Annotated in this window: 8 protein-coding genes; 3 read left to right on the top strand and 5 right to left on the bottom strand. The window is 69.4% G+C overall.

Annotation, left to right across the window (positions count from 1 at the left end; all coding sequences use genetic code 11):
• Positions 1 to 286: 286 nt before the first annotated feature.
• The 3 genes from GA615_RS23200 (at position 287) to GA615_RS23190 (ending at position 4,294) form a co-directional block, all read left to right on the top strand.
• Positions 287 to 694, top strand: a complete 408-nt coding sequence (locus GA615_RS23200; protein WP_152053720.1) for a hypothetical protein — start codon at positions 287 to 289, stop codon at positions 692 to 694.
• Positions 695 to 774: 80 nt separating this feature from the next.
• Positions 775 to 1,740, top strand: a complete 966-nt coding sequence (locus GA615_RS23195; protein WP_161602500.1) for a DUF1559 domain-containing protein — start codon at positions 775 to 777, stop codon at positions 1,738 to 1,740.
• 124 nt (positions 1,741 to 1,864) lie between these two features.
• Positions 1,865 to 4,294, top strand: coding sequence for a LamG domain-containing protein (locus GA615_RS23190; protein WP_161602499.1), 2,430 nt, complete (start codon positions 1,865 to 1,867; stop codon positions 4,292 to 4,294).
• 448 nt (positions 4,295 to 4,742) lie between these two features.
• On the opposite strand, the gene GA615_RS23185 is transcribed toward GA615_RS23190, so the two are convergent.
• The 5 genes from GA615_RS23185 to GA615_RS23165 are packed head-to-tail and all read right to left on the bottom strand — an operon-like array spanning position 4,743 to position 12,549.
• Positions 4,743 to 5,600 carry a CheR family methyltransferase gene (locus GA615_RS23185; RefSeq protein ID WP_152053717.1) on the bottom strand — a complete coding sequence of 286 codons (858 nt, stop codon included), beginning with the start codon at positions 5,598 to 5,600 and terminating at the stop codon, positions 4,743 to 4,745.
• Complete coding sequence (cheB, locus tag GA615_RS23180; RefSeq protein ID WP_152053716.1) at positions 5,591 to 6,694, bottom strand: chemotaxis-specific protein-glutamate methyltransferase CheB; 1,104 nt, start codon at positions 6,692 to 6,694, stop codon at positions 5,591 to 5,593. The genes GA615_RS23185 and cheB overlap by 10 nt, the downstream gene beginning before the upstream one ends.
• The gene (locus GA615_RS23175; protein ID WP_152053715.1) at positions 6,691 to 8,931 is read right to left on the bottom strand and encodes a HAMP domain-containing methyl-accepting chemotaxis protein; all 2,241 of its coding nucleotides are present in this window, start codon (positions 8,929 to 8,931) and stop codon (positions 6,691 to 6,693) included. Before GA615_RS23175 ends, cheB begins: the two co-directional genes overlap by 4 nt.
• Positions 8,932 to 8,971: 40 nt before the next feature.
• Entirely contained in the window at positions 8,972 to 9,445 is a 474-nt protein-coding gene (locus GA615_RS23170; RefSeq protein WP_161602498.1) for a chemotaxis protein CheW, read from the bottom strand.
• 11 nt (positions 9,446 to 9,456) lie between these two features.
• Positions 9,457 to 12,549: a hybrid sensor histidine kinase/response regulator gene (locus tag GA615_RS23165; protein ID WP_152053713.1), complete on the bottom strand. Its 3,093-nt coding sequence runs from the start codon at positions 12,547 to 12,549 to the stop codon at positions 9,457 to 9,459.
• Position 12,550 lies beyond the last annotated feature (1 nt).

Here is a 12,550-nt window from a genome sequence, read left to right as displayed (position 1 = left end):
TGATGATCACTCTCAAAAAAATGTTTGACTCAATCTTCTGGCACGGCTAGAGACATGATGGTATTCACAAAACGGATGGTCCGTATCGTCAATCGATAGACCAACAATTTCTATACAGCAACGCGTCTTGGTGTGCAACGACGAACCGATGAGGTCCCGGCGCAACTCGGGCCTCGTCGGCAATGCCAATGCGCAAGGACGAGCGGGCCTCGGCAATGGCCAAACCTTGAGAAGCGAGCGGGACGGCACCATGAGGAGAGTTCGAATTGGTATCAGGTCACGCGTCGTGTCGTGGGCGTTCGCCAGCCTCGTGATGGTGGTGATCGCCGGTTGCGGAGACCAAAGTGGCCTCAATCTGGCAACGGTCCAGGGGACGGTCACTTACAACGGGAATCCGGTCGATCACGGTCAGGTTGTCTTCATCCCGACCGAGGGAGTCGGTGGCCCGTCGGCGGTCGGGGAGATCCATTCGGACGGCTCTTACCAGATGAGGACCGCCGACTTCGAAGGGGCGGCCGTCGGCCGCCACAAGGTCACCGTCCACAGCCGAAGGCCACTCCGGCCGGAGGAGGAGAAGAGCCTGATCATCCCGGAATTGCTCATCCCGGATCGCTACGCGAACGAGTTGGATACTCCGCTTGCAATTGACGTCGAACCCGGCGTGAACCAGTTCGACATTGAACTCACAGATTGACGGCAATCCGGGCGGGCCCGAATCGGCCGAGAGGCTCGGCCGCGGAGGACCGGCCCTCCCCTGAACACGGAGACATTCTCTTGAATTCACGCAAAAGTGTCTCGTCGAATTTCCGACGCTCGAAGTCGGCCTTCACCCTCATCGAGCTGCTGGTGGTCATCGCCATCATCGGCGTTTTGATCGCGCTGCTGTTGCCGGCCGTGCAAAGTGCCCGGGAGGCGGCCCGCCGCTCGCAATGCTCGAACAACCTCAAGCAGATCGGGCTGGGCATCCATAATTACGAATCCACGCACGGTTGCCTTCCCGTCAGCACGCCTCACTTTCCCGAGTCACTCGCTCCGGGGCTCGTCTCCAACGGGATGAGCTGGATGTTGGGGATCTTTCCCTTCGTCGAACAGAACAACGTCTACAACCAGTTCAATTTCGACGGCGATTTCCAGTCCGGGCTCGGCATCGCCAACATCGGGAATCGGACCCTGATCCAGTTTCGGATCAATCTCTACCAGTGCCCCTCCGACCCGGATGGTCAAGAGCTTCAGGACAATGTTTGGGGCCTCTTCGGCGTCCCCTTCTCGCCGACCAACTATGCCGGGGTGATGGGGCCGCATAACCTCGGCAACGGCTCGCTCTTCGGCGGCTTGCCCGACTGCCACAACTATTCGGCCTACGGGTATAAGGAGTGCACCGGCACCTTCTGGCGGCATTCGATCCTCCAGCCGGTGACCCTGAGCAGCATCCGGGACGGCACCAGCAACACCATCGTCGTCGGCGAGGTCTTGCCGTCCTACGACGACTTCAAGACCTGGTCGCTCGGCGCCGGCACCTACTCCAGCACCTCTCCGCCGCTCAACTACCGGCCGGCGGTCAACCAGCCCTTCGCCAACTGGCCGAATCAGATCAGCTTCCGGAGCGCCCATCCGGGCGGCGCCCAGTTCCTCTGGGGGGATGGCCGGGTCTCCTTCGTCAAGGAGACGATCGCCCGGGATGTCTACCGGTCGATCAGCACCCGCAAGGGGGGCGAGGTCGTCTCCGCCGACCAGTTCTGATCGGCCCCGAGGCCGATCGTCCCGACGCGACACACCCCCTCGATCGCGAACCGCTCGGCTCGGCGATCGAGGGGTCGCGTCGGGTCCTACTCTCCCTGGGCCGCTCCCGAGAGGATCTCCACCGATGAAGAAACCGCCCCTTTCGACCGAGAGCCGCCGCGAGTTCATCGTCCAGTCTGCCGCGGGACTCCTCGGCGCCTCGGCCGTCGGCGGTACTCCCGTCCGGGCCGAAGGAGAGCCTTGTCGACCGGCCCCCGACCGCGGCGTGATCCCCCCTCATCGCCCCCTCGATCTTCCCGGCCTGCACGCCTACGCCGAGAAGAGCATCGCTGTGGGCGATCCCATCCGGTTTCGGGTCAGCAGCACCGTCCCCTTTGAGCTGTCCATCTGCCGGCTCGGCCCGGACATCGACGACCGCTCCAGCGACGAGGTTCTGGAGGTGACCGGCGACTTCCCGGCGAGTCCTCAGCCGATCCACCCTGGTTCTTATGTTCACGTCGAGCGTCACTTGCCTCCGGACGAGGCGATCGACTCCATCGCCCTCGAATGCTGGGTCCGGCCCTGGCCGACGGCCCGGCAGCAGGGGCTCATCACCCAGTTCAATGAACCTGATTCCTGCGGCCTCGGGCTCTTGATCGACGCGCAGGGCCGGGCCGTCTTCTCCCTCGGCGACGGCGGCGCCTTCCGGGCCGACCGCCTCCTGACCGGCCCCGCCCTGGAGCCGAAGCAGTGGCATCACGTCGTCGGCACCTGGGACGGACGCCAGCAGACGCTCTGGGTCGATGGCCGACGAGTCGCCGAGCAGGCGATCGAGGGGCCGGTCAGGCCGGGAAGCGCCCCCTTGAGGCTCGGCGCGATGGGCTCGGGAGGCGTGGCCGACGTCTTCCTCGAAGGCGACCTGGCGGGGCCGACGATTCATCGGACCCCGCCGGCCCCGGCCGCGATCCGGGAACGCTTCGACCGCCGATCGACCGAGCCCCCGGATCCGGCGACGGTTCTTGCCCACTGGCCGCTCGACGAGGAGAACGGCGACCTCGTCGCGGACCGCGGCGACCAGGCCCGCGACGGGCGGATCATCAATCACGGCACCTGGATGATCGGCGGCCCGAGGTTCGACGGTTCGGCCATCCCTCGCTTCGGCTCGTACGATCCCGCCCAGGATCCCTCCAGGGGCCACGGCCTCAGGCTCGCGTCGGATGACCTCTATGATTGCCGATGGTCCGTGACCCACGAGGCGACCATCCCCGAGACGGCCCGACCGGGCCTCTACGTCGGCCGCTTCCGGTTCGAGCTTGACGGAGAACCCCATCAGTACGACGTGACCTTCCTCGTCCGCCGAGCCGCGTCGAGCCCGCCGGCGCCGATCCTGGTCCTCTGCTCGACGAGCACCTGGCTGGCCTACGGGGGAACGCCGTTCGCCAGGAACGCCTCGGGACCGCAGTCATGGGGGACGGGTGGGCTGACCAACAGCGTCGAGCAGGCCCCGGCCTATTGCTTCTACCGGGACCACCACGCCGGGCAGCCGACCTATCAGCTTGGCATGAACATGCCCTGGCCGGTGGCCGGTCCCGATGTGTTGTACAGCCCCCCCGAGGTCGGCTACAGTCACCTGATGCGGGGCGAGCGCTTCACCCACGTCTGGCTCGACGAGCAGGGGTATTCCTACGACCTCGTGACCGACCTCGACCTGCACCGCAACCCCGAGATGCTCCGCGATTACCGCGTCCTGGTCCTGAACGGGCACAGCGAGTACTGGTCGATCCCGGCCTTTGAGGGGGTCGATCGCTTCCTGACCAATGGCGGGGGGGCCATCGTGCTCTCGGGCAACACGATGTTCTGGCGGGTGAGCTTCAGCGACGACGGGTCGGTGGTCGAGTGCCGGAAGTACGACCCGAGCATCGGCGGCCGGACCGACGCGCCGATCGGGGAACTCTGGCACAGCCACGACCGGAAGCGTGGCAGCCTGATGAGGGAATGCGGCTACCCGGCCTGGGAGGTCATTGGCCTGGAGTGCCTCGGCTGGTGGGGCACCGGCCGCGGGAGTTTCGGCGTCTACCGGGCCGACGCGACCGATCATCCCCTCTTCCACGAGCCCGAGCCGGTCGGCCTGGAGCCCGGCGAGACCTTCGGCCATGCCCCCGGCGGAGGCGAGCCGAGGGCGGTCGGCCACGAGGCGGACGTCCGGCTCGCGACCTTGCTGGAGATGACGCATCATCCTGTCCCCGACGGGGCGGAACTCCCCGAGGAGCCCCCCGGCATCACCACCCTGGCCCGGGGCATCCGTGACCCGGCCAACGGCATGTCCCTGGACTACTTCGGCCGGCGGTCGGATCCGATCGACGGCACCTCAGCCGAGGTGATCTACTGGGAACGTCCCCAGGGCGGCAAGGTCTTCCACGCCGGGGCGATCGCCGCCGGCTGGGCCTTGTCCGTCGACCTGCGCTGGGGGACCTTGATGCGGAACGTGCTCGCTCGCCTCGGTGTCGATCCGTCCCCGGCCCGAGGCACCCCGCCTCGGGCGGATCGTCGGGTCGACCGAGAAGATCCTTCGTAAGGCGGTTTCGTCCCTCAGCACTCCGGCGGGGGCCTCCGGAGCGCTTCCGCAGCGTCGACGCCGGGCGCTCCGCAACCTGACGGCCTTGGCCGCCGAACTCGGCGCGTCGGCCAGGCCGATTTCCGACGCGTCAGAGGGCCGCCGCTCACACCGGTTGGCCGGTCCGGGCTGGGCGCGGTCCCGTCGCCGCGGCCTGCCGGTCGATTGTGGCCACGGGGCGGGGTTGCGATAACTCCGCCTGGGTCGCCGTACCGTCTGATAATGGAGGTTATGCCACTCAGGGCAATCATGCTTGCGACGTTCGTCACCGATTGTCGTGCAGCGAACAAGTGACCTCGCGGCCGAAGAACCGGTCAGTTCCTCGCGACGAGAGGCCATGCCGATGTCTGATCGGGGGCCGTGCCTGCTGAGCCCGGGTGCCCCCCACTCCGAGGAGGGAGCGACACGGTTACGTCTTCCGATGGGCGATGGTGCTGCCGAATCGCTCCGTCGCGAAGGCATCCGTCACCCCGTAGAGACTCTCGGCGGCGCCGATGATCAGGAGGCCGGAAGGATTGAGTGCCTGGTGGAGGCCCAGGCAGAGGCGACGGCGCGCGACGTCGTCGAGGTAGATCAGGAGGTTCCTGCACAGGATCAGGTCGAACGTCCCCAGGTTGGGCAGCGGCAGGACGAGGTTGAGGCGGCGGAACTCGACCGCGCGTCGGAGTGGCTCGGCGACGAACCAGCCGTCACGGTCCGGGGAAAAGTACCGGGCTCGCTGGTCCTCGGAGACCCCGCGGCGGACCTCCTCGGCCGAGTATCGGCCGGCGCGGGCGATCGCCAGCGCCCCCTGGCAGATGTCGGTCGCCAGGATCGGGAAGTCCCCGAGGGTCAGCCCGATTCCCGGCCGACTCGCCAGGAAGTCCGAGATGGCCATTGCCACGCTGTAGGCCTCCTGGCCAGTCGCCGCGGCCGCGCACCAGATGCGGCACCTTGGGAGCGACGGGGCGGGCGCGGCGCGGCGGGCGAGGAGGCGGCGCGAGAGCTCGGGGAGGATCGACCGCCGGAGTTCCTCGAAGGGGTGGCCGTCCCGATTGAACGAGGTCTCGCGGGTCGTGATGGCCTCGATGAGCAGCTCGCGCAGGGGCGTTGCGTCCGGCCGCCCCAGCGCCTGGACGAAGGCCTCGTAGGAGGGCAGGCCGAGCCGCGTCAGGACGGGCTCGAGGCGGGAGACAACCAGGTAGTGCTTCTCCTCGGCGATCACGATGCCGCAAAGCTCGTGGACGGCCTTCCGGATTGCGTCGAACGCCTCAGGGCTCAGCCGCATGGCCGTGTCCCGCCGGCCAGCAGGGAGGCGACCGCCGGCCCAATGGCCTCCAGAGGGAGGACCTCGTCGACCAGATCGGTGGCGACCGCGGCCCCGGGCATGCCCCAGACGACGCTGGTCGCCTCGTCCTGGGCGATGACGTAGGCGCCACTCCGCTTCAGCGGCCCGAGCCCCCGGGCGCCATCGGTCCCCATGCCCGAGAGAACGACGGCGACGACGGCGTGGCGGTAGGCCGCCGCGGCGGAGCGGAAGAGGACGTCGGCCGAGGGCCGGCAGCCATTCTCGGGCGGCTGGTCGTTCAGGGCGATGGTCACCCGGTCATCTTGCCCCCGGAGGGTCATGTGCCGGCCCCCGGGTGCGACGTAAGCGGTCCGGGGCCCGACCGGCGCGCCGTCCTCGGCCTCGACGACCTCGTACGAGCACTTACGGCCGAGGCTCTCGGCGAAGTAGCGCGTCATGCCCCGCGGCAGGTGCTGGACGATGAACAGCGGGGCCGTCGAGTGGGCCGTCAGGCCGGGCAGCAGCAGCGCAAGCGCCTCGGGTCCTCCCGTGGAGGATCCCATGGCGACCGCCCGGAACCGGCCGGGACGGTCAGCGAGGGCCGCCGCGCGGTGCGGGCGGCCCGGGGGGGGCGAGGGGGAGCGTGAGAGCGTCGACCCCCGCCGTCGCTGGGCGAACAGGGCGATCTTTTCGGCGAGCTGCTGCCTCAGGGACGCGGCGTTCGAGCGGTCGTCCGGGCCGTCGGGCTTGCGGATGAAGTCGAAGGCCCCCCGCGCCAGGCCCTCGACCGTGACCGCCGCCCCGTGCTCGGTCAGGGCGCTGACGAGCAGGACTCCCACGGGGGGAAGCTCGGGGCGGGAGGCGTTCAGCCGGCGGATCTCGCTGAGGGTGTCCAGGCCGCCGAGGCCGGGCATGTTCAGGTCCAGAGTGACCAGGTCGGGAGGCGTGTCGCGGACGAAGGCGACCGCCTTCTCGCCGCTCCAGACCGAGCCCACCACCCGGACGCCTGGCTGCCCGGCCAGCGCGTCCTCAAGGGCGGAGCGGAAAATGCGAGAGTCGTCGACAATCAGGATGCGAAGCGGCTCGGAGATCATGCGCCCGCGGCCCCTCCCGTGTTGATCTTAAACCGGCCGATCAGGGTCCTGAGCTGGGTGCTGGTCCGGTCGAGCTGCTCGGCGGAGGTATGGACCAGGGAAGCCGAGTCGTTGGTCGATCGCGACGCCTGGCTGACGCCGTGGATGTCCGAGGAGATGCCGCTGGCGGCCTTTGCGGCCTCGGCCACGTTGCGGGAGACCTCGGTGGCTCCCCGGGCAGCCTCGGCCACGTTGCGGGCCATGTCTCCGGCGGCCTTGGCCACCTCGGAGATCGACCGGGCAATGTCGCCGACCCCCTTGCTCGCCTCCGACACGTTCTGGGAGATCAGGCTCGCCGCCCGGGTCTGCTTCTCCACCGACACCGTGATTCTACCCGAAGAGGCGTTGATGTCCTTGATGATCTGGGAGACGCCCTGAATGACCTGGACGGCCCGCCTCGTGTCCTCCTGCACCCCCTCGATCTTTCGAGCGATGTCCTCGGCCGCCTTGGCGCTCTGGTTGGCCAGCTCCTTGATTTCGTGCGCGACCACGGCGAAGCCCCGCCCCGCCTCGCCGGCCGAGGTCGCCTCGATCGTGGCGTTCAGCGCCAGCAGGTTCGTCTGCAAGGCGATCATCTTGATCGCCTCGGTGACCTTGCTAATCTCGGCGCCGGAGCGGTTCAGGAGCTGAATGGTCTCGGTCGCCGAGTCGGCCATCCGGCTGGCCTCGCCGGCGATGTCCGACCCCTGCTGGACGTCCTTGAGCACATCGGCGAACGAGCTGGAGATCTCGCCCACCGCCTGGGAGACGAAGTCCACGTTGGTCGAAGTCTGCTCGGCGGCCGACGAGATCGTGCCCACATTGATGCTCATCTCCTCACTGGCCGAGCTGATCGACGCCACGCTGGCGCTCATCTGCTCGGCCGCCGAGGCCATCGTGCCGATGTTCGTCGTGAGCTGTTCCGAGGCGCTCGCCACGCTCGTCGCCTTCATCGAGGCGTGCTCGCTCTGAGAGACCAGCTGGTTCGAGACCCCGGAGAGCTCCCCCGCCGAGGCGGCCATCCCTTCACAGACGCCCCGGATCTCGGCCACGATGGTGGTGAAGGCGTCCGCGAGGGAGTTGGTCGCATCGGAGAGTTGCCCGACCTCGTCGCGCTGGCGGAGCGAGACGCGGGAACGCAGGTCGCCGTCGGCCATCGACCGGGTCAGGTCGCGGACCTCCAGGACCGGTCCGGCGACGGAGCGCGTGACGAACACGGCGAGTGCCCCGCCGAAGACCAGGCCGGCCAGCGCGACGCCGATGATCCAGGCGAGGCCGACGAAGTAGGCGGCCGCGCTGCTCGCCCGACCGTCGGCGGCCTCCCGTGCGAAGAGGTCGCCGAGCTCTGAGATGCGCGCCGCACATTCGTCCGTCGCCTCCTTCAATTCGGCGAGCGACAGGGCCGTGGACCGGTTGTTGGAGTCCGTCTCCGAGAGCCCGATGATGCTCGCCTGGATGGCCTTCAGCTCGGCGAAGGCATCGCGGCCTTCCGACGGGGCGGCCGAGGGCTCCCCGGCAGCCTCCAGCCCGGCCTGGACCCGGCCCTGGAGCTCGGCGAGCTTGGTCGCCTGGGCAGTCATCTCCTCGGGGCTCGATGACTCGATGTGCCGGACGACGGCGGGATGCATCTCCAGCAGCGCGGCGAGGGCCTCCACGAACGACCGGAGCCGGGAAAGGTCGTCGGCCTCCGGGGGCGGCCCGGAGATGATCGCTCCGATCCGCGCGCGGAGGAGCGAGGCGATGAGGTCGGCCTGGCGCCGGTAGTCGCCGCCCAGGAGGGTCCTCGCCTTGAGATTGGTGTTCTGGACGGCAAGGTCGAGGCTCTCCTCATTGACCACCTCGTACGCATCAATCGCCTTGTCGAGCGCCTCGACCGCCGCCGACTGGCTGCCGGCCCCGTCGCCCGAGGTCAGCCCCCGGATCCGTTCGAGCTCGCTGCGGACGTCGTCCAGCACGGAACGCGACTCCGCGGCGTAGCTCCGCGACCGCTCGTCGTCCGGCGCGAGGATCGCATTCTTCTGGGCGCGGATGGACAGGAACAACCGGGACTGGAGGTCGGCCAGCGTCTGACGCTTCAGGATCGTACGATCCACGAGCTGTCGGACCTGGGCGTCGAGCGACGACAGCTGCGTCACGGCGACGCCTGCCACCACGACGATGGATCCCATCAGGATCAGGGAGAGGACCGACATCTTCTGGGCGAGTCTGAGGTTCTTCACGGTGGTGGACCCGGGAGTCGTGGGCGATTGGGGGAATCGGTCAGGCAGGGCCGGCCAGGGCCCGCTCGACGACCGGGAGGAAACGCCGAGGGGCCAGGACAACCAGCAGTTCGTCGGCCAGCCGGATGACGGACTCGATCAGCTCGACGCGGACCGCCCCCGGCCCGTCGCCCGGCAGGTCGGCGCGGGAGAAGGGGTCGATGAGGCCCGGGTCGGCGGCCTGGATGTCGGCGATCTCGTCGACCATCACGCCGAACGCGGCGCCGACCGATGGCTTGAACAGCACCAGGCGGCTTTCGGCGGCGACGCCCGAGGCCGGCAGACCCAGCAGCCGGCGAAGGTCCAGGGCCAGATAGATGTGGCCCCGGATATTGACCAGGCCGAGCACCTCGTCCGGGGCGTGGGCGACCCGGGTGGTGGTCGTCTCCGCCGTGATCTCCTTGACGTCGAGGAGGTCGACGCCGAAGAGGCCACCGGCCAGGCGGAACGTGCAGAACAGGCGGGGCGATGCCATCGGGGCCTCCGTCATGCGCCGGCCTCCCGGCCACCCAGGAGCGCCGCGACCTTCCGGACGAGCCGGTCGTGGTCGAGCTTGACCTCGTAGTCGTCGAAGCCGCACTCCCTGGCCCTCGCCTCGTAGGCAGCCCCGCTCAGGGAGGTCAGAGCGAGCAAGGGGGTGGGAACTCCGCGTCGTCGCACCTCGCGGGCAAATTCCCAGCCGTCCATGACCGGCATCTCGATGTCCGAGACGATCAGGTCGAACGGTGGGCCGTCCGCGAGGCGGGCCAGGCCGTCCAGGCCGTTGACGGCGGTCTCGACCTCGTGCCCCTCCTCCGACAGGTAGCGTCGCACCACCTCGAGGAAGAACGGGGTGTCGTCCAGCAGGAGCAGCCGTCGGGGGCGTTCCCCGCGTGCCGGGCCTGGCGAGGGAGGCGTGCCGAACAGCTGGGCCGACAGCCGGAAGATGTCCACGAAGAGCGTCATCCGGCCGCGGACGATGGCCGACCCGAGGATCCCTCGGTCGTGCTCCGGGTGGGATTGCAACTCGACCGCCAAGGCCTCGGTGTCCACGATCCGGCTCGCGAGAATCGCCATCGGCTGGGCGACGAACTTCGGCAGGATCAGGGGCACCCGCCCGGCTCCCGCCGCCAACGGGGGCGGGGCCGAGACCCCCATCACCCGATCGAGCCGGAGCAGCCGCATCGACACGCCGTCCACGGCCACGTACTCGTGCTCGCCGACACGCTCGACCCGGTCGAGGTCGACCATCTCGACCCGACGGATCTGGAGCAGTGGCAGCGCGAACTGCTCGTGGGGGCCATGCTCGAACAGGAGCACGCGGTGGGGCTGGACCGCCTTCGATGCGTCCGGGCCTCGCGCGGCCTCGGCGGCGGTCTCCGCCGCCGGCTCGAAGCCCGGCCGGGCGTGCTCAACGATGCCGGCGACGTCGACGATGAGCGCGACCCGGCCGTCCCCCATGATCGTCGCGCCGGAGAAGATGCCGATCGGCTTGATCGCCGGGTGCATCGGCTTGACGACGACCTCCTCCGTGCCCCGGACCTCGTCGACCACCAGCCCGAACCGCCGCGAGGCCGACCGCAGCACCAGGATGTACGCGATCGCCTGCCCTGTCCCTCCCGTCTCCTCTCCCCGATCGCCCCCGGCCCCGGCATCAGCATCAGCATCAGCCCCGGGGGGCCTCCGGCGGCGGAGCACGTCGGCCAACCGCACGATCGGCAAGAGCTGCCCTCGAAGCCGATAGACCTCGGTGTCGAACGCCCGGACGACCCGACCGGCCAGCCGGGGATGCAGGCAGACGGCCTCCTCCAGGTCCCGCTGGGGGACGGCGTAACGCTCCCCCCCCACAGTGACGATCAGGCAGGGGATGATCGCCAGGGTCAGCGGCAGCCGGAGGATCATCGCCGTGCCGGCTCCCGGCCGCGAGTCGATCGCCAGCGTCCCCTCGAGGTGCTCGATGTTCGTCTTCACCACGTCCATGCCGACCCCCCGGCCCGACACGTCCGACACGGCCCGGGCGGTCGAGAACCCCGGGACCAGGATCAACATGGAGAGCTCGCGATCCGCCATGCGGTCGAGCTCGGCCTCGGTCTTCAGCCGCATCGCGAGCGCCTTGTCGCGGATGGACTGGGGATCGAGCCCCCGCCCGTCGTCGCGGATCTCGATGCGGATCCGGCCCTCCTCGTGCGATGCCGACAGGACGATGCGGCCGACCGGCGGCTTGCCCCTCGCGACCCGCTCGTCGGGGGGCTCGATGCCGTGGTCGACGCTGTTGCGGACGAGGTGGGTGAGCGGGTCGGAGAGCTGTTCGAGGATCGTCTTGTCGAGCTCGACGTCCCGACCGACCAGACGGAGTTCCACCTGCTTGCCGAGCTGCCGGGCCAGGTCCCGGACCACCCGGGGGAACTTGCCGAAGAGATTGCCGATCGGCTGCATCCGGGAGCGGAGGACCGTCTCCTGCAACGCCGAGGTGACCGCGTCGAGCCGCTGCACGATGGGGCGGACCCGGTCGTCGTCCAAATCAAAGGCCAGCAGCGACTGGTTGCGGATGAGGGTCAGCTCGCTGGTCAGCGTCATCAGGCGGTCGAGCAGCTCGACGTTGATCCGGAGCGAGGCCCGCTCCGGCTCCGCCGCCGCGACGGCCCCCCCGGCGGCCGGGGCGAGCGGCGGCTCGACCCCCGTTGCGGGCGCGGGCGGCGGGTCCACCGCCTCGGGGGGCTCGGCCGCGATGGGAAACGCGAGGCGTCTCGCCACGTCGTCCTCCGGCATCGCGGTCCGGAACTGCCCACGCAACACGACGGGCCCCGGGGTCAGGCCCCTGCCCAGGTCGTCCTGCTCGAACTCCAGGCTGGCCCCCTCAACGCGCCCCCATCGGTCGAGATCGGCGAGCAGCGTCGCCAGCGACTGGCCACGGGAACGCGACCATTCGGCCAGGTCGACCGCCAGCGGGACGACGGCCCCCCTGCCCTCCGGCCCGGCGACTTCCGGCAGCCCGAGCGCGCGCCGGATCTCCTCCCGAGGCGTCTCCGACGCGAGCGCGACCCGGAAGCGGACGGGCCCCGAGGGGAGGCCGCCGGAGAGATCCTCGGCGTCGAGGACGACCGCTGGGGACGACACCCGGCCAAGCCGCTCGAACGCTGCGAAGAAGCCGGCGAGGCGGCCGGACTGGAGGCGATCCACCTCGCGGAGGTCGAGGTCCCAACCCTCAGGGCCGCCCACCCCTTGCCGGGCGACCCGCTCGAGTTCGTCGAGGAGCCCCCCGAGATCCGCCTCGCGACCGCTCTCGAGGTCATCCACAAGGGCCGCCAGCCGATCGCGGGCCAGCAGAAGCCGCTCGACGGCGGCCGGGTTCGGGGGATGCCCGCCCGGATCGCGCAACGTCTCGAGGACCGTCTCCATCGCGTCGGCCAGCGTCCGGATCGCCGTGAACCCGAGGAAGCCGGCGTCCCCCTTGATGGAGTGGACGATTCTCAGGCAGCGGTCGACCCGCTCCCGGGAGGCCGCGCCGAGGACCGGACCCTCCAGCGACAGGAGGATGTGCTCGAGGGCCGCCAGGTGCTCACGCGCCTGGATCACGAACTCGTCCGTCGGGATCTTCATC

It is taken from the genome of Tautonia marina, assembly GCF_009177065.1.
Lineage (GTDB): Bacteria > Planctomycetota > Planctomycetia > Isosphaerales > Isosphaeraceae > Tautonia > Tautonia marina.
The sequence above is the reverse complement of the archived record's forward strand: the minus strand, read 5'-3'. Positions and strand labels throughout refer to the sequence as shown.

Coding starts and splice junctions, on each gene's coding strand:
- GA615_RS23190 (WP_161602499.1), top strand. CDS start 1,865: ATGAAGAAACCGCCCCTTTCGACCGAGAGCCGCCGCGAGTTCATCGTC.
- GA615_RS23185 (WP_152053717.1), bottom strand. CDS start 5,600: ATGCGGCTGAGCCCTGAGGCGTTCGACGCAATCCGGAAGGCCGTCCAC.
- cheB (WP_152053716.1), bottom strand. CDS start 6,694: ATGATCTCCGAGCCGCTTCGCATCCTGATTGTCGACGACTCTCGCATT.
- GA615_RS23170 (WP_161602498.1), bottom strand. CDS start 9,445: ATGGCATCGCCCCGCCTGTTCTGCACGTTCCGCCTGGCCGGTGGCCTC.
- GA615_RS23165 (WP_152053713.1), bottom strand. CDS start 12,549: ATGAAGATCCCGACGGACGAGTTCGTGATCCAGGCGCGTGAGCACCTG.